A 15,381-nucleotide genomic window follows, 5' to 3' on the forward strand; every position below is an offset into this window, starting at 1 on the left:
CAGGATCTCCGTGGACGACGAAGGCCCTCTGCTGATCGAAGGGCCCGTGGAAGTCACGTGTGCCGACGGCACTGTGGCCATGTCGAACCGGTTCCTCGTCGCAGTCTGCACCTGTCGGCGGAGCCGGATGTACCCGTGGTGCGACACCAGTCACCGGCGTCGCACGAACCGAGAGGAGCACACCGATGCCGAGCGAGGCCGACCGTCCGCAGGACCCCACGACCGCACACCCCCGGCCGGACTTTCCCGACCAGCACCAGGAGACCCCGGGGTGGACGGGACCGATGGACCCGCCGCCCGACCACGGTGAGGACAGCTACCGGGGCAGCGGCCTGCTCCAGGACTTCCGGACCGTGGTCACCGGTGGCGACTCCGGAATCGGACGGGCCGTGGCGCTGGCGTACGCACGCGAGGGGGCGGACGTCCTGTTCAGCCACCTGCCCGGCGAGGAGGATGACGCGCGGGAGACGACACGGCTGGTCGAGGAGGCGGGGAGGAGCGCCGTCGCCGTCGTGTGCGACATCCGGGACGAGGAGCAGTGCCGTGCGCTGACGGACAAGGCGGTGTCGGAGTTCGGGCGGATCGACGTACTGGTCAACAACGCGGCCTATCAGATGTCTCAGCCCGACGGCATCGCGGCCATCTCCACCGAGCAGTTCGACCGGGTGGTCCGGACGAACCTGTACGGCATGTTCTGGCTCAGCAAGATGTCGCTGCCGCACATCCGGGCAGGAGGGTCGATCATCAACACGACCTCGGTGCAGGCCTACAAGCCGAGCCCGCACCTTCTCGACTACGCGATGACGAAGGGGGCCATCGTCACGTTCACCCAGGGACTCGCCCAGATGCTCGCCGCCGACGGGATCCGTGTGAACGCCGTCGCCCCGGGGCCGGTATGGACCCCACTGATCCCCGCGACGATGCCCGACACCACCGAGTTCGGCAAGCAGAGCCCGCTGGGACGACCGGCCCAGCCCGCCGAGATGGCACCGGCCTATGTGTTCCTCGCGTCCTCCCGGGCAAGCTTCATCACCGGGGAGATCATGAACGCCACCGGCGGCACCCCGCTCCCCTGATCCCAGCTCCGGCGCGACGGCTGCCGGACGTCGCCGCGCCGGGCCGGACCGGACGGGCCGCCCTACGCTGGCAGGGGGGCCGATCGCAGGCCAGAAGCCGGAGGAGCCCATGGCTGTACGGCACAAGCTCATCAGAAAGAGCCCGGACGCGGTCTGGGCCGTCCTGTCCGACGGGGAGCGCTACGACCGTTGGGTGGTCGGCACGGCCGAGTCCCACCCGGCGAAGGGCCGGTGGCCGGAAGTCGGTTCCACCATCGCCTACCGGGTCAGGATCGGCCCCTTCGACCTGGCCAACGAAACGGTCGTGCGCCGGTGCGAGCCGCCCCGGATCCTGGAACTCGAAGTGGACAGCGGGCACCTGGGTACCGCGAGGGTCGCCTTCGACGTGCGCCCGTGGGGTGACAACACCCTGCTGCTCGTCGACGAGCATCCCCTGCGGGGCGCGGGCGCCGCACTGCACAACGTGGCCCTCGACGCCGTGATCCAGCTGCGTCACCGGGCCATGCTGAGCAGGCTCGCCGAGCTGTGCGAGGACGGGGAGAGCTGAGCCGTCGGACACCTGGTGGCCGGCCCCCGGGCCCCACGCTCCATCCGTGCCGGTGCCGTCCGGCGGCTCCCTCAGGCCTCTGCCCGCGGCCTGCTCTGCGTGGCACCGCGCAGCCGGCGGAGCACCGCCTGGAGTCGGGGGTGACGCTCATGCACTTCCGCCGACCGGCGGTCGAGTTCTTCACCGAGGCGCTCCGTGCGCTTGTCGATGTCGAGTTCGTCGAGGATGCGGTCGATCTCGGCGAGCAGGGCACCGTGCAGCTGCCACTGCCGGGGATGCTCCTGGACGTCCTCGAGCAGCAGGTCCGCCACCCGGTCGCGAGTCGCGCGACTGCGGCTGAGCGCCTCGGAGAGGCGCTCCTCGGCCTCCTCCCCGCTGGCGGCGATCGGCGTCGTGATCATCACCGCGAACCCCTCGATCGCGTCCGACATGTGGCCGAACAGCTCCCGCAGGGATGCGGCCACGTCCTCGGGGAAGAGCGCCTCCCCGGTGCGCGCCTTGGCCAGGTCGGTCAGGGTGCGCGTCAGTACACGCAGCACCACGGCACAGATCTCCAGCGTATCGAGGCCGGTGCGCAGGACGACGCGGTACAGCAGCCCCTGCCGGACCCGGGGGTTGAGCATCAGGCTCTCCTCTGCCTGGCGCAGCGAGGCGTCCACCTCCACGATGTCGTGATCCAGGCGGCGGGCTTCGTGCAGGCGCGCGGCGGCCTCCGGTACGGGATGGTTGCCACCGATCTCCTCGCCCAGGGCGCGGAACATGCTGCCCATCCGCGCCCCCATACCGCTGATGGAGGCGCCGGCCGTCTCGACCCAGACGGGCGGCGCGAACAGGAGGTTGAACAGGAGCCCGACCCCCGCGCCGATGAGGGTCTCGAACACACGCTCCCAGGCGGTGTCGGCGACCTGGGAGACGCCGAGCACGAGCATCGCGCTGATGGCCACCTCGGGCACGAACTCGTTCACTCTGACGAAGCGCCCGATCAGCAGCGACGTGAAGATCGTCAGCCCCAGACTCCACCAGCTCAGCCCCACCAGGGAGCTGAACCCGCTGGCGATCAGCACGCCGACGACGACCGAGTTCACACGTCGGATCCCTGTGGTGAGCGTGGCGTAGAGCGTCACCTGCACCACGAGCAGAGCCGTGAGGGGGGCGGTCAGGGGCGCTGGATGGGGTTCGGGCAGTGCCCACTGGGCCACGGCGAAGGCGATGACGGCCGCAGCGGTGGACCGCAGCACCTGTGCCGCGGCAGGCTCGGTGGTGCGCTGCACGAGTTTGATGACGGGCGCGGGCGCTGATACTCCAGGCATTCCTTGAACGTGCCCCGTTCCGGGGCTTCGCAGTGCTGGGGACGGCAGGCAGGCTCCGTACGGACGTACCCAGGAGCCCTCGCGTACCCGCGGTGCGAGCCGGGCGAAGCAGAGGGATGGTGGAGGTATGGCTATCTCACACACTCCCCCGAGTTCTCTGTCACCCAGGCGCCCGCTCACGCCCCCGGGCGAGACACCTCCGGGCGAAGGGTGCATCAGCGAGGCGCACGTCGAGCGTGCGGACGGCGGCATCTGGGAGCACCCCGCCTTCTGGGCCGGGATCGTCCTCTTCGGCTCGCTCGTCGTCGCCGGCTTCTTCATCGCCCGCATCTTCGGCTTGTGAGCGACCGCGAGACGCTGGACACGCTGCTGCTGCTGCACGGCACCACATACGCGGACGAGGCGGGCATACGGCTGCGCGACACCCCTCAGCCGCTGTACCAGCTCCTCGTGCTGAGCGACCTGCTGAGCGCGCCCATCCGCGCCTCGGTCGCCGTGGCCTCGGCCCGCGCGCTGTACGCGCAGGGAATGCGCACCCCGCGCCGGATGGCCGAGGCGACGTGGCAGCAGCGCGTGGACGCGTTGGGTGAGGGCGGGTACCGCCGGTACGACGAGCGGACGGCGACCCAGCTGGGCGACGGCGCCGTCCAGCTGCTCGACGCGTACGGCGGGGATCTGCGGCGCCTGCGCCGGGGCGCGGAAGGTGTCACCGGTGCGGTGCGCGAAGCGCTGCAGCGCTTTCCCGGCGTGGGTCCCACAGGCGCGGACATCTTCCTGCGCGAGGTGCAGACGGTGTGGCCGGAGACGGCCCCCTATCTCGACGCGAAGGCGCTGCAGGGCGCCGAGCGGCTGGGTCTGCCCACCTCGCCTGCGGCGCTGACGCGGCTGGCGAAGGGCCGGGATCCCGCGGTGTTCGCCGCGGCCCTGGTACGGACCGCTCTGGACAAGGACGCCGCGGCGTCGGTCCGGAGCGCGGCCTGAGCCCGCCCCACCCGCTGCTCAGCGCGGCGGTCGCCGCGCACCCGGCTTCGTGGAGCGGCCCTCCACGAGCGCCCGGCGGATCCGCGCCGCGCTGGCCCTCGCGTGGGCCGTGGTCGCCGTGTGGTCGGCCACCGAGGTGACGAAGCGGTGCGTGGGGCGCAGGCACTGCCCGCACGGCGTGTCGGTCGTGACCAGATAGCCGTCCTCGCACTGCGGGTCCGCGCACCGGCCAGGGCTGAGCAGTGCTTCGGCGATCTCCTGCGGGGCCCAGCGGCGTCGGCCGTCCTCGTCCTTCTCGTGGAGGGCGTGGGCCCAGCGGACGTTCCACCGTCGTTCCACCCGGTCCAGGAGCTGGTCGGGGGTGCGGCGGGCGAGTTCCTGGTGGACCAGGTCGTACACGGACCGGGGGGTGCGGTGGGCGAGAGCCTGGAGCAGCGGCTGCGGAAACGCCTGCAGGACGTAACCGACGGGTGTGATGGCCCCTCGCTCCTTCCACTTCCGGCAGGTGCAGGGGCCCTCGGCGGGCAGCCGGTTGCCGCATCGGCCGCACTGTCCGCGGCATTCCGCGCAGAGTCCCTCGTCGAGGCCGTCCAGGTGGGGGGCGGGGGCCCGGCCGCAGTCACGGCAGCAGGAGGCGCAGGGGCCGCAGAGGCGCTCGTTGCCGAGGTGCGTCGACCACTGCCGCTGCTGGCAGCGGCAGCACAGGGCGCTGTTGCAGTGCTCGTGATGGGCGGCGCCCGATTGCCGTCCGGGTTGCGGAAATGACATTGCTGCGTCTCCAGGTGCGTGGCGAGGAGCGATCAGGTCCTGGCCAGGTCGACGGAGCGTGCGCAGGGGCCCGACGGCGACCGTATCGCCCCGTGCGTGTCCCGTGCGGCGCTCTGCCGCGATCGGGTCGATTGTCTCGCACCCGGAGCGTGCGTGGGTTCAGGGATGCAGGCCGCTGACCACGTTCGCGGTGGCGGTGATGCCTTCGTGAATGGTGGGCGCCATGCTCGTACCGGCCATGAGGAAGCCGAGCAGCGCACAGACGATCGCGTGCGAGAGCTTGAGTCCGCCGTTGCGCAGGAAGATCGCTGCGAGGATCAGCAGGAAGAGCACCAGTGAGATCGAAATGGCCATGGCCAACCTCCTCCGCCGCGCCGGAATTGCGGCATTCGGCCGCCAGTGTGGCGCAGCGGGGAGGCCGTCCGGCGCACTGGCGTGTCCGCCGAACGGGTGTTGACGCACGGTGACGGGCTGCCCCGCGTGGGGGTGGTCAGGCGCCGGAGCGGCTGTACCGGTCGCGGCGGCGGAGGAAGGCTTCGAGTCCCGCCAGATCGTCGGTGTTGAGGTGGTCGACGCCGGCGGCGAGCAGCTCGTTCCACATGGCGTCGCGGGCGGGACCGGCCGTGTCGGGCGTGGCCCAGAACCTGACGCGCTGCCCCTTGGCGTGGGCCGTGGCGACGAGACCGCGCAGCCTGTCCCGTTCGGCGGCGGGGAACGGTCCGGTGCCCTGCCAGCTGAAGTTCTGGGTCCAGTTGGCGCTGATGAGCGGGATGAAGGAGGCGGGTGCCGCCGTGCCCAGGTCGTCGAGGCGGCCGTCGTAGAAGGCGTACCGCGTGGGCTGTGCCTCCATCGGGATACGGGTGGCGCGGTCTCCCGAGATGACGGGGGTGACGGCGCCGGTGCGGACCCGGCCGCGGCTGTAGCGGGTCAGGACGTGCCGGTAGCGCTGGAGCACGCCGTCGAGTGCGAGATAGGCGGCGGCGCCGTCGGTCTTGATGTCGATCAGCAGCTGCAACGGCGTGCGGTGCCCGGCGTGGACCGTGCCGTGGTTCGCCCTGATCCGGGCCAGGAGCGGGTCCAGGTAGAGCGAGATGAGGGTGCGGGCCGGGTCGATGCCGCTCTCCTCGTGGGCGACGAGCAGTTCGCCGTCGACGAGGAAGATGTCCGCCTCGACGCTGGTGAACCCGTGCGCGAGCGCGTCGTGGAGGGGACGCGGGTGCAGATAGTCGTTGTGCGCGTGGGCGTGGGCGAGCGGGCGCGGGCCTCGCGGTCGGGCGGGCGCCGCCGCGGCCGTCTGGGCGGGGATGAAGGCGCCCGCCGCTGCGGTGGCGAGGGCGGTGCCGACGACTCTGCGGCGGGTCAGGTGTGCCATGGGGTCTCCTGAGGCGAGGGGCGGGCAGGGACGCGACGAGTATGGAGCCACGACCCCCACCAAAGGCAGGTACCTGCCAAGAGTTGGAAGGGTGGTCGTCCGCCGGTCGGCTGCGCTGCGCCTGCTGTTACCCGCGCGCGCCCCGCGTGGACACGACGGAGCGGGGGCACGTGGTCACGCGCCCCCGCTCCGGGACCGCCCTACGGGGCGGGCAGCTCCACCAGCTCGGCGACCGCCTCATGGTGGCGTCCCGCCGTGCCGTACGCGATCGAGTCGGCCTTGGCCCGCTTCAGATACAGGTGCGCGGGGTGCTCCCAGGTCATACCGATCCCCCCGTGCAGCTGGACGCACTCCTCCGCCGCGTGGACCGCGACCCTGGAGCAGTACGCCTGGGCCACCGCCACCGCGAGCGGTGCGTCGGGGCTGCCGGTGGCCAGCGCGTCCGCGGCGTTCCGGGCGGCTGCCCGGGCGGAGACGACCTCGAGCCAGAGCTGGGCCATCCGGTGCTTGAGCGACTGGAACGATCCCACCGGCCGGTTGAACTGGTGACGTTCGCGGGTGTGCCGGACGGTCTCGGTCAGGCACCACTCGGCGAGGCCGAGCTGTTCGGAGGCGAGCAGTCCGGCACCGGTCAGCAGACCCTTGGCCACGGCCTCCGCCGCGGGTCCGGCCGCCGCGAGAAGGGTCCCGGCCGCCCCGGTGAGCGTGACCGCGGCGAGCGGGCGGGTCAGGTCCAGCGGGACGAGCGGCTCGACGGCGACACCGTCGGCCCCGGTCCCGACGGCGTACAGACCCTCGGTGGTGGGCACCAGCAGGACATCGGCCGCGGCCGCGTCGGCGACACCGGTGACGGTCCGGTCCAGGGGGCCGGTCATCGCCGCCGCGGCGTCTGCGGAGGGTGTGGCGAACGGCAGGGCGAGGACGGCGACCTTGCGGCCTGCCGCCAGGTCGCCGAGAAGTGCGCCGACCGGACCGTCCTGCGTGTCCAGAGCGAGGAGGATCTCGGTGGCGACGACGGCGCTGGTCAGATACGGGGCGGGGGCGACACTGCGGCCGAGCTCCTCCAGGACCACGGCGGCTTCGCGGTGGGTGGCGCCCTGTCCGCCGAGCTTCTCCGGCACCAGCAGCCCGGCCGCACCGATCCCGGCGGCAAGGGAATCCCACAACCGCGGGTCGTACGGCGTGCCGGACTCGGTTCCGGCGATCACCGTCGGCGCGTCGGCCCGGTCGGCGAGCAGGGAGCGCACGGCGGACCGCAGGTCCTCCTCCGTCTCCGAGTAGAGCAGGCCGGGCGCCTGGGCGGGTTCGTTCTGTGCGTTCATCGGGCGAGATCCTTCCAGGCGACGTCCTTGTCGTTGCGCGGTTCGACGGGCAGGCCGAGGACCCGCTCGGCGACGATGTTGAGCAGGACCTCGCTCGTACCGCCCTCGATGGAATTGCCCTTGGAGCGCAGATAGCGGTATCCGGCGTCGCGTCCGGTGAAGTCGACGAGCTCGGGGCGGCGCATGGTCCAGTCGCTGTACAACAGGCCTTCGTCGCCGAGGAGTTCGACCTCCAGCCCACTGATCTCCTGGTTGAGGCGGGCGAAGGCGAGCTTCATGCCGGAGCCTTCGGGGCCGGGCTGTCCGGCGACGAGCTGCTGGCGCAGCCGCTCACCGGTGAGCCGGGCGACCTCGGCCTCGACCCAGAGGGTGACCAGCCGCTGGTGGAGGTCGTGGGTGCGCAGCTCGGGGCGTTCGCGCCAGGTCTTCGCGACGGTCCCGATCATGCCGCCCTCGCGCGGGATCCGGGCTCCGCCGATGGAGACGCGCTCGTTCATCAGGGTGGTCTGGGCGACCTTCCAGCCGTCGCCGACCGGTCCGAGCCGCCTGCTGTCGGGGATGCGTACGCCGGTGAGGAAGACCTCGTTGAACTCGGCCTCGCCGGTGATCTGGCGCAGCGGGCGTACCTCGACACCGGGGTCGGTCATGTCACAGATGAAGTAGCTGATGCCCCGGTGCTTGGGAACGTCGGGGTCGGTACGGGCGATCAGGATCGCCCAGCGGGCCACGTGGGCGCTGGAGGTCCAGACCTTCTGTCCGTCGACCACCCAGTCACCCCCCTCGTCCCGCACGGCGCGCGTGCCCAGGGCGGCCAGGTCGGATCCGGCGCCCGGCTCGCTGAAGAGCTGGCACCACACCTCCTCGCCGACCCACAGGGGGCGCAGGAAGCGCTGCTTCTGCTCGTCGGTGCCGTAGCCGAGGATCGTCGGCGCGGCCATCCCGAGCCCGATGCCGATGCGGCGCGGGTCGTTGTCGGGGGCCTGTGCGGCGGCGAGTTCGGCGTCGACGACGGGCTGCAGGGAACGCGGCGCGTCGAGTCCGCCGAGCCCGAGCGGGTAGTGCACCCAGGCCAGGCCGGCGTCGAAGCGGGCCCGGAGGAAGTCGGTGCGGTCCGTGGTGGCCGGCGGGTGGGCGGCCAGGAGCTCCTGGGTGCGCCGGCGGATCTCCGCCGCGTCGATCGCCGTGCTCATCGGGTGCCTCCTGCCGGCAGGACGACGATACGGCCGGTGCTGGTGCCGTCGGCGACCCGCTGGACACCGCGTGCGGCGTCGGCCATCGGGAGCCGCTCGCTGACCAGGGGCTTGACGACTCCCTGCGCGGCGAGCCCGGTCAGCTCGTGGTGGCAGGCACGGACGGCGGCCGGGTCCTTGGTGTTGTACAGGCCCCAGTGGAGGCCGACGATCGAGTAGTTCTTCACCAGGGCGTGGTTGAGGCCCGGGGTGGGGATGGCTCCGCTCGCGAAGCCGACGACGACGACGCGGCCCTCGAAGGCGATGCACTTCACGGACTTGGCGTAGGCGTCCCCGCCGACCGGATCGTAGACGACGTCCGCCCCGCGCCCGCCGGTGGCCTCCTTCACCGCTGCCACGATGTCCTCGCTCCGGCGGTCGATGACGAGGTCGCAGCCCAGGTCGCGGGCGATCGCGGCCTTCTCCGGTCCGCCGACGACTCCGATGACCGTGGCGCCGGCCGCCTTGCCGAGCTGGACCGCCGCGCTGCCGACCCCGCCCGCCGCCGCGTGCACCAGCAGGGTCTCGCCCGGCTGCAGACGGGCGCGGCGGTGGAGGCCGAACCATCCGGTCTGGTAGCCGATGTGCAGTGCGGCAGCTTCGGCGTCGTCCAGGGCGTCGGGGACGGGCAGCAGGGCCGCCTCGTCCGCGACGACGTACTCGGCGAAGCCGCCGCCGGGAAGGGCGGGGGTGGCGAGCACCCGGCGCCCGTCCTGCGTCTCACCGCAGATCTCGACTCCGGGCGTGAACGGCAGCGGCGGCCTGACCTGGTACTGCCCGCGGCAGAGCAGCGCGTCGGGGAAGTTGACGTCCGCCGCGAGCACCTTCAGCAGCACCTGCCCGTCGCCGGGCGTGGGCCGGTCCGTCTCTTCGAGCTCCATCACCTCGCTCGGCTCGCCGTTCCGGTGCACTCGCCATGCCTGCATGAGGGGCCTCCACAACACTGTCGGCATTACCACTGCTCCGGGGCATACTAAGCGGTCGCTTGCCCCTCTGGGAACACTTGGGACCGCTTCGGACGGTGACGGTCGTGCCGTGTGTTCAGGAACGCTTCGGTCTGGCCCTGACGTGCATCCGCTCGCCCTGGGGACCGAAGAGGCTCAGGAATTCGACCGGCGCGTCACCCGCGGGCCCGAACCAGTGCGGCAGCCGGGTGTCGAACTCCGCGGCCTCACCGGGCCCCAGGACCAGGTCGTGCTCGGCGAGCAGGAGCCGCAGCCGGCCGGAGAGGACGTACAGCCACTCGTACCCTTCATGGGTGCGCTGCTCGGGCGGCTCGCAGGAGCCGGCCTCCTGGACGAACTTGTACGCCTGGAGGCCGCCCGGCCTGCCGGTGAGCGGGAGCGCGGTGCGCCCGCCCAGCACGATCGGCTTCGCCCTGACCCGCGGGTCACCGACGGGCGGCGCACCGACGAGATCGTCGAGGGGCACCTCGTGGGCCCGGGCGATCGGGAGCAGCAGCTCAAGGCTGGGGCGCCGGCCGCCGGATTCCAGCCGGGAGAGGGTGGAGACGGAGATTCCCGTCGCCTCGGACAGCGCCGCGAGCGTCACACCCCGGTCCTTGCGCAGCCGGCGCAGCCGTGGGCCGACTCCGGTGAGTACGGCGTCGAGTTCGGGGTCGTCCTGGGGCTGATCCTTCATGCCCTCCATTCATACCGATGATTGCGGATCCGGCAAATGGCATTGTCAATCCTGGACGGTGGCCGCACCGCGGAAGGCGCTGATCCTGCCCGGACAGGACGCACTCGCCTCGGGGGACGCCGCCGGCCCGGGTGCGACCCGAAGGCTCGGCATGTACACCGGCCTGTTCAACCTGCTCCGGGCGACTGTCACGGAACTCATGATCGTCCGTCCCGGCTCGACGACGGGGGTGTGACGGATGCGCCTGCTCCTGATCGCGGCCCGCGCGTCGAGCTCGTCTCCCTGCTCGTGCTCCTCGCCAACCTGGCGACGGTGCACCTGCCCGCCGCGTCCTCGTCGGCCGGCCCCACCCACGGGTGCGCCCACCTCTTCGTGATCGTCCGGGTGGTGCGCATGCCCGGCGCAAGCGGACGAGGCTGTACTCGCTCGTTCCGGGCGTGGGCGGCCAGCTCGCAGCAAGGCGGCACGGGCGACCGTAGGCGGTCACCGTCCAGTCGGCGCCCTCAGCGGGCGAAGACCTCGAAGGCCACGGCCGGCCGGCCGCCGAACCGCTCGGCGGCCGCGCCGGTGGTGCCGGCCAGAAAGGTACGGCAGTACGCCTCCGGATCCTCGTCCGTCAGCACCTCGATATAGGTGCGGTGGGCCAGCAGCGACTGGACCGAACGTTCGAATCCCGCTGCCGCGTCGACGGCGTGCGTGGGCGTGTCGGTCCCCGCGACGGCCACCAGGCGCACCCCGTCCCACGGGTCCAGGCCCTGCTCGGCCAGCTCCGGGAAGATCCAGCGGTTGCCCGCGTCGCCCGCGGCGTCCAGCGTGGCCCGGCCGACGGCACGGTGGTCAGGGGTGTTCCAGGCGACACCGCCCCAGGTGTCGCGGTGGTTGAGGGTGATGAGCAGTTCCGGCCGGTGCCGGCGGATGGCCGCGGTGATGTCCCGGCGCAGGGCCGTCCCGTACTCGATCACACCGTCGCGGTGGTCGAGGAACTCCACGGTGCGGACGCCGACGACCTCGGCACTCGCCCGTTGTTCCCGCTCCCGCAGCGGGGCGCACTCGTGCGGGGCGATGGTGTCGATCCCGGCCTCGCCCCGGGTCGCGAGGAGATAGCTGACCTCGTGTCCCGCGTCGGTCCAGCCTGCGACGGCAGCGGCGCAGCCGTACTCCAGGTCGTCGGGGTGGGCGACGACCGCCAGCGCCCGCCGCCAGTCCGAGGGCATGGGTTCCAGCTGCTGCGTCATGACCGGCAGGCTATCCGGCGGCTGTCCCGGCAGGGTGCATTTCGGGGACGTATCGGGGCAGGGGAAGCCGGAGTCGCTCCGCCGGCCCCTCGCGCGAGCAGGAGCGGCACAGAATACCCACAGGGGTATTCTTACGCGCAGGGCGTGCGGGACTCCCTCCCTCCCCCGCCCCGGCAACGAAAGGAAACCGCCCGTGACCAGCCCCGCCTCCCTATCCCCCGCCCAGGCCGCGGCCCGCCTGGAGGAGTTCACCGTCATCGACGTGCGGGCTCCCGGCGAGTACGCCGCCGGGCATGTGCCCGGCGCTCTGAACGTTCCGCTCGACCGGCTCCACGAGGCGGTGCCGGCCCTGAAGTCGGCCTCGGCCCGCGGCTCCCTGCTCGTGGTGTGCGCCTCGGGCGTGCGCTCCACCCGGGCCTGCGAGATCCTCGCCGCCGCCGATATCGACGCCGCCACCCTGACCGGCGGGACGTCCGCCTGGGAGGGCGACGGACGTGGTCTGGACCGCCCGGAGGGTGCCCGCGCCACCTGGCCCATGGAGCGCCAGGTGCGGCTCGCCGCCGGCTCGCTGGTCGTGGCGGGCCTCCTGGCCGGCACGCGCCTCCCGGCCGCGCGGTGGCTGTCCGCGGGCATCGGCGCCGGTCTCGTGTACTCCGCGGTGAGCAACACCTGCGGCATGGCGGCGGCCCTGTCGAAGCTGCCGTACAACCGCACGCCGCTCTCGGGGGCGGACCTGGACGCCACGCTGGAGGCCCTGCAGCGCTGACCCGCCCCGGGTGCGTGCCCTACCGGTCGCTCTCCCCCCGGACGAGGGCGAGCAGGCGGTCCAGCACCCGGGGGCCGCTCGCGCGCAGCCCGTCGTGCTCGAACTCGCTGGTCACCCACGTACGCAGACCGCGGATCGAGGCGGCGGTGCGCAGCGCGTGCCCGGTGTCCACGTACATGTCGTCGTGGTACACGGCGGCCGCCACCGGCACCTCGTTCGCGGCGAGCCGGTCGGTGTCGTACAGGACGGGCCAGTCGGTGCGGGCGGCGAGCAGCTCGGCCGTCTCGCGCAGCGGGCGCAGTGCGGGGTCGACCTCGAAGTGCCAGGGGTGGATGCTCTCACCGGTGAAGATCAGCGGCCCGTCGCCCGCCAGCGCGGCGGCGGCGTCGAACTGCGGGAACTCGGCGCGGACGCGTTCGGCGGACCAGCCGGTGGGCTGCGCGCCCCGGCCGTAGATCGCTTCGTGCAGGAGGGCGTACAGCGGGTGGGCGGCGAACGAGGTGGCCGTACGCATGGCCTCCTGGAAGGTGTCGGAGAGTTCGGTCCCGTGCGGGCCGTCCACGAAGGCGTTCTCCAGGAGGTGGTGCAGCTGGTGACTTCCGTTGCCGCCGCCCAGCAGGATGCCGAGGGACTGGAATCCCTCGGGCGTCAGCCGGTGCCCGCCGCTCTCCGGGCGGTGCTCGGCGAGGTAGGCGGCGATGGCGCGGGCGCGGTCGACGTCCTGCGGGTAGCGGGCGTAGTGCGCGGTGACCTTCCGTTCGATCCGCGGGTACGCCGCCCGGTAGACGTCGTCGGCGTGTGCGTCAAGGGAGGGCAGTCCACCGGTGATCAGGACGGCTTCGAGCCCTTGCGGAGCGGACGACAGGTACCGGACCGCGCAGAAGCCGCCGAAGGACTGCCCCAGGACGGTCCAGGGTGCCCCGCCGGTGAGCCGCGGGCGGATCAGTTCGCAGTCACGGACGATGCTGTCGGACCGGAAGCGGGCGAGGTAGTCGGCCTGTTCGCGCGGGCCTCCGCGCAGCGGCAGGGTCTGCCGGTTGGCGGGGGTGGAGAGTCCGGTGCCGCGCTGGTCCAGGAGAAGTACGCGGAACTCCCGCACCGCCCGCCCCAGCCAGGCCTCCGTACCGATGAAGCGGCGGGCGCCGAAGCCGGGGCCGCCCTCCAGATAGACGAGCCACGGCAGGTCCTGGCCGGCGCCGGAACTCGCCACGGCCTCCCGGCCGAAGATCTCGATCTTCTCGCCGCCCGGGTCGTCGTGGTCGAGAGGGACCGTGAACCGGTGGTCGGTGAGGACGAGGCCGGGGTGGCGATAGCTGTTCAAGGGTGCTCCTGTATCGGGTGCTTCCCGGACAGTTCAGCACACGCCCCCGCCCCGGACGGTTCCGGCCCGGAAGCCCGGCGTCGCGGCGGCTCGCGGCGTGCGCCGGGTATCGCCGGGCACGAGGCGGTACGACCGCCGGCGCCCTCTCACGCGGGATACGCACGGGCGCGGACCCCGGCACCCTGAACCGGGCACCGCCCCCGGCCCCATGGTCCGCCCGCGCCCCTGGGGATCAAGATCGGCCCGCCCCACGGCCGGCCGCTTCGCGCGTCCGGGCGCCCCCGCCCCGCCCCCGTCCCCGGGTAAGGGGTGGCTACCGCAGGCGCCGGTAGCTGCTGCCGTCCCTGGGCCGCACGAGCAGCCCGGCGACCACGAGGTAGCGGCGCAGAGCCGAACAGTCCTCGTGCACGGTGAGCAGCGCGTCGTTCACCTCTCGCTCCGTGTAGACGCGGTCGCGCTCGAACAGTGTCTGTGCGAGGTGGTCCAGCAGCTGCTCACGGCGGGCCGCCTTCCGGGGGATCGCCGTCAGGCGCCCGTGCGAGAAGAGCGCGGCAACCTGATGCGAACCGCGGGTGTCTGTGTCGGACATCCCGGAAGCCTCGCAGGCACCGGGCGGAGCGGCAACGCGATTTCCCCCGCTCCCCCATCGGATCCTCGCACCGACCGTCGTACGGTATGACCATTCATTCCTACGATACAAGGCGGTCCCGCATGTCCCTGTTCGATCTGCCCCTCGATCAACTGCGCGTCCACCGCAGCCGGTCGGTGGAGCCCGAGGACTTCGACGCGTTCTGGTCGGCGACGCTCGACGAGGCCAGAACCCGTGACCTGGACGCCCGCTTCGAACTCCGGACCGACACCGGGCTGTCCACCGTCGCCGTGTACGACGTGACGTTCGCCGGCTTCGGCGGGCACCCGGTCAGGGGCTGGCTCGTCATGCCCGCCGGCACCACACAACCGCTGCCGGTGGTCGTGGAGTTCCTCGGATACGGCGGCGGGCGCGGCCTGCCGCACTCGTATCTGCTCTGGGCGTCGGCGGGCCTCGCCCACTTCGTGATGGACACCCGCGGCCAGGGCAGCGGGTGGGCTCCGGGCGACACCGCGGACCCGGTGGGCAGCGGGCCGTCGTTCAACGGGTTCATGACGCGGGGCATCGAGGACCCGTTCACGTACTACTACCGGCGGCTGATCACGGACGCGGTGCGCGCGGTGGAGGCGGCCCGCTCGCACCCGCTGACCGACGCGAGCCGCACCGCGGCGATCGGCGCGAGCCAGGGCGGCGGCCTCGCCCTCGCGGTCGGCGGGCTGATACCCGACCTGGCGGCCGTGGCACCCGATGTGCCGTTCCTCTGCGACTTCCCCCGGGCGATCCGGGTGACCGACCGGAACCCCTACCGCGAGATCGCCAACTACCTCAAGACGCACCGGGGCCGCGCCGAGCGGGTCGCGGAGACCCTGGCGTACTTCGACGGCGTGCACTTCGCGGCGCGTGGGCGGGCGCCCGCGCTGTTCTCGGTGGCGCTGGAGGACATGACCTGCCCGCCGTCCACGGTCTTCGCCGCGTTCAACGCGTACGCCCACCCGGACAAGGAGATCGAGGTGTACGACTTCAACGACCACGAGGGCGGCGGCCCGTTCCAGGAGGCGGTGCAGCTCGCCCGGCTGCCGCGACTGCTGAAGGCCTGACACCCGGGAGCGGCCCGGACCCCTTGACCCGGCTCGCGTGCGGAGCCTAGGTTTCCCGGAGGAAGAAAGCGCTTGCTGTCCGGTGAGCGGGTGATCTCTCCACCTCAGGGGGTGTTTGTCACGCCCA

Annotated in this window: 18 protein-coding genes and 1 pseudogene; 8 read left to right on the top strand and 11 right to left on the bottom strand. The window is 72.4% G+C overall.

Going from position 1 to position 15,381, the window contains the following annotated elements; genetic code table 11:
• Window positions 1-4: 4 nt before the first annotated feature.
• The 3 genes and pseudogenes from AB0F38_RS13485 to AB0F38_RS13495 all read left to right on the top strand — a co-directional run.
• Window positions 5-163: pseudogene (locus AB0F38_RS13485) on the top strand (CDGSH iron-sulfur domain-containing protein); the annotation flags it as partial.
• 22 nt (window positions 164-185) lie between these two features.
• Entirely contained in the window at window positions 186-1,076 is an 891-nt protein-coding gene (locus AB0F38_RS13490) for an SDR family oxidoreductase (protein WP_361891263.1), read from the top strand.
• Between the two features lie 109 nt (window positions 1,077-1,185).
• Entirely contained in the window at window positions 1,186-1,623 is a 438-nt protein-coding gene (locus AB0F38_RS13495) for an SRPBCC family protein (RefSeq protein ID WP_361891266.1), read from the top strand.
• Between the two features lie 71 nt (window positions 1,624-1,694).
• On the opposite strand, the gene AB0F38_RS13500 is transcribed toward AB0F38_RS13495, so the two are convergent.
• A complete protein-coding gene (locus AB0F38_RS13500; RefSeq protein ID WP_361891269.1) occupies window positions 1,695-2,933 on the bottom strand; it encodes an aromatic acid exporter family protein in 1,239 nt (412 codons plus the stop codon).
• 127 nt (window positions 2,934-3,060) lie between these two features.
• Between AB0F38_RS13500 and AB0F38_RS13505 the strand changes: the two genes are divergently transcribed.
• On the top strand, window positions 3,061-3,276 hold the full coding sequence (locus tag AB0F38_RS13505; RefSeq protein ID WP_361891272.1) for a DUF6480 family protein: 216 nt from the start codon (window positions 3,061-3,063) through the stop codon (window positions 3,274-3,276).
• Entirely contained in the window at window positions 3,273-3,914 is a 642-nt protein-coding gene (locus AB0F38_RS13510) for an endonuclease (protein ID WP_361891275.1), read from the top strand. Before AB0F38_RS13505 ends, AB0F38_RS13510 begins: the two co-directional genes overlap by 4 nt.
• Window positions 3,915-3,932: 18 nt before the next feature.
• Here AB0F38_RS13510 and AB0F38_RS13515 read toward each other — a convergent pair whose 3' ends face one another.
• From AB0F38_RS13515 to AB0F38_RS13545, 7 genes are all read right to left on the bottom strand, one after another.
• Window positions 3,933-4,682, bottom strand: coding sequence for a hypothetical protein (locus tag AB0F38_RS13515; protein WP_361891277.1), 750 nt, complete (start codon window positions 4,680-4,682; stop codon window positions 3,933-3,935).
• A gap of 159 nt (window positions 4,683-4,841) precedes the next feature.
• On the bottom strand, window positions 4,842-5,036 hold the full coding sequence (locus AB0F38_RS13520) for a hypothetical protein (protein ID WP_361891280.1): 195 nt from the start codon (window positions 5,034-5,036) through the stop codon (window positions 4,842-4,844).
• 136 nt (window positions 5,037-5,172) lie between these two features.
• The gene (locus AB0F38_RS13525; protein ID WP_361891283.1) at window positions 5,173-6,054 is read right to left on the bottom strand and encodes a phosphatidylinositol-specific phospholipase C/glycerophosphodiester phosphodiesterase family protein; all 882 of its coding nucleotides are present in this window, start codon (window positions 6,052-6,054) and stop codon (window positions 5,173-5,175) included.
• Window positions 6,055-6,254: 200 nt separating this feature from the next.
• Window positions 6,255-7,376, bottom strand: coding sequence for an acyl-CoA dehydrogenase family protein (locus tag AB0F38_RS13530; RefSeq protein ID WP_361891286.1), 1,122 nt, complete (start codon window positions 7,374-7,376; stop codon window positions 6,255-6,257).
• Window positions 7,373-8,566 carry an acyl-CoA dehydrogenase family protein gene (locus AB0F38_RS13535; protein ID WP_361891289.1) on the bottom strand — a complete coding sequence of 398 codons (1,194 nt, stop codon included), beginning with the start codon at window positions 8,564-8,566 and terminating at the stop codon, window positions 7,373-7,375. The genes AB0F38_RS13530 and AB0F38_RS13535 overlap by 4 nt, the downstream gene beginning before the upstream one ends.
• Entirely contained in the window at window positions 8,563-9,531 is a 969-nt protein-coding gene (locus AB0F38_RS13540) for an NADPH:quinone oxidoreductase family protein (RefSeq protein WP_361891292.1), read from the bottom strand. Before AB0F38_RS13540 ends, AB0F38_RS13535 begins: the two co-directional genes overlap by 4 nt.
• Window positions 9,532-9,646: 115 nt before the next feature.
• Complete coding sequence (locus AB0F38_RS13545) at window positions 9,647-10,246, bottom strand: XRE family transcriptional regulator (protein ID WP_361891295.1); 600 nt, start codon at window positions 10,244-10,246, stop codon at window positions 9,647-9,649.
• A 58-nt stretch (window positions 10,247-10,304) separates the two neighbouring features.
• Between AB0F38_RS13545 and AB0F38_RS13550 the strand changes: the two genes are divergently transcribed.
• The gene (locus AB0F38_RS13550; RefSeq protein ID WP_361891553.1) at window positions 10,305-10,481 is read left to right on the top strand and encodes a hypothetical protein; all 177 of its coding nucleotides are present in this window, start codon (window positions 10,305-10,307) and stop codon (window positions 10,479-10,481) included.
• A 268-nt stretch (window positions 10,482-10,749) separates the two neighbouring features.
• On the opposite strand, the gene AB0F38_RS13555 is transcribed toward AB0F38_RS13550, so the two are convergent.
• Window positions 10,750-11,481, bottom strand: coding sequence for a PIG-L deacetylase family protein (locus AB0F38_RS13555; protein WP_361891298.1), 732 nt, complete (start codon window positions 11,479-11,481; stop codon window positions 10,750-10,752).
• A gap of 193 nt (window positions 11,482-11,674) precedes the next feature.
• Between AB0F38_RS13555 and AB0F38_RS13560 the strand changes: the two genes are divergently transcribed.
• Window positions 11,675-12,247 carry a rhodanese-like domain-containing protein gene (locus AB0F38_RS13560; RefSeq protein WP_361891300.1) on the top strand — a complete coding sequence of 191 codons (573 nt, stop codon included), beginning with the start codon at window positions 11,675-11,677 and terminating at the stop codon, window positions 12,245-12,247.
• Between the two features lie 19 nt (window positions 12,248-12,266).
• Here the strand turns inward: AB0F38_RS13560 and AB0F38_RS13565 are convergent, their stop codons facing one another.
• Together AB0F38_RS13565 and AB0F38_RS13570 are read right to left on the bottom strand one after the other, a co-directional pair.
• Complete coding sequence (locus AB0F38_RS13565) at window positions 12,267-13,568, bottom strand: alpha/beta fold hydrolase (protein ID WP_361891302.1); 1,302 nt, start codon at window positions 13,566-13,568, stop codon at window positions 12,267-12,269.
• A 313-nt stretch (window positions 13,569-13,881) separates the two neighbouring features.
• The gene (locus AB0F38_RS13570; protein WP_361891305.1) at window positions 13,882-14,157 is read right to left on the bottom strand and encodes a DUF2087 domain-containing protein; all 276 of its coding nucleotides are present in this window, start codon (window positions 14,155-14,157) and stop codon (window positions 13,882-13,884) included.
• Window positions 14,158-14,279: 122 nt separating this feature from the next.
• Here AB0F38_RS13570 and AB0F38_RS13575 point away from each other — a divergent pair, with 122 nt between their 5' ends.
• Window positions 14,280-15,254 carry an acetylxylan esterase gene (locus tag AB0F38_RS13575; RefSeq protein WP_361891308.1) on the top strand — a complete coding sequence of 325 codons (975 nt, stop codon included), beginning with the start codon at window positions 14,280-14,282 and terminating at the stop codon, window positions 15,252-15,254.
• Window positions 15,255-15,381 lie beyond the last annotated feature (127 nt).

It is taken from the genome of Streptomyces sp. NPDC025273 (assembly GCF_040638585.1).
Taxonomy (GTDB): Bacteria; Actinomycetota; Actinomycetes; order Streptomycetales; family Streptomycetaceae; genus Streptomyces; species Streptomyces cinereorectus.

Coding starts and splice junctions, on each gene's coding strand:
- AB0F38_RS13495 (WP_361891266.1), top strand. CDS start 1,186: ATGGCTGTACGGCACAAGCTCATCAGAAAGAGCCCGGACGCGGTCTGG.
- AB0F38_RS13575 (WP_361891308.1), top strand. CDS start 14,280: ATGTCCCTGTTCGATCTGCCCCTCGATCAACTGCGCGTCCACCGCAGC.
- AB0F38_RS13520 (WP_361891280.1), bottom strand. CDS start 5,036: ATGGCCATTTCGATCTCACTGGTGCTCTTCCTGCTGATCCTCGCAGCG.
- AB0F38_RS13570 (WP_361891305.1), bottom strand. CDS start 14,157: ATGTCCGACACAGACACCCGCGGTTCGCATCAGGTTGCCGCGCTCTTC.
- AB0F38_RS13515 (WP_361891277.1), bottom strand. CDS start 4,682: ATGTCATTTCCGCAACCCGGACGGCAATCGGGCGCCGCCCATCACGAG.
- AB0F38_RS13500 (WP_361891269.1), bottom strand. CDS start 2,933: ATGCCTGGAGTATCAGCGCCCGCGCCCGTCATCAAACTCGTGCAGCGC.
- AB0F38_RS13505 (WP_361891272.1), top strand. CDS start 3,061: ATGGCTATCTCACACACTCCCCCGAGTTCTCTGTCACCCAGGCGCCCG.
- AB0F38_RS13540 (WP_361891292.1), bottom strand. CDS start 9,531: ATGCAGGCATGGCGAGTGCACCGGAACGGCGAGCCGAGCGAGGTGATG.
- AB0F38_RS13545 (WP_361891295.1), bottom strand. CDS start 10,246: ATGAAGGATCAGCCCCAGGACGACCCCGAACTCGACGCCGTACTCACC.
- AB0F38_RS13530 (WP_361891286.1), bottom strand. CDS start 7,376: ATGAACGCACAGAACGAACCCGCCCAGGCGCCCGGCCTGCTCTACTCG.
- AB0F38_RS13525 (WP_361891283.1), bottom strand. CDS start 6,054: ATGGCACACCTGACCCGCCGCAGAGTCGTCGGCACCGCCCTCGCCACC.
- AB0F38_RS13555 (WP_361891298.1), bottom strand. CDS start 11,481: ATGACGCAGCAGCTGGAACCCATGCCCTCGGACTGGCGGCGGGCGCTG.
- AB0F38_RS13535 (WP_361891289.1), bottom strand. CDS start 8,566: ATGAGCACGGCGATCGACGCGGCGGAGATCCGCCGGCGCACCCAGGAG.
- AB0F38_RS13490 (WP_361891263.1), top strand. CDS start 186: ATGCCGAGCGAGGCCGACCGTCCGCAGGACCCCACGACCGCACACCCC.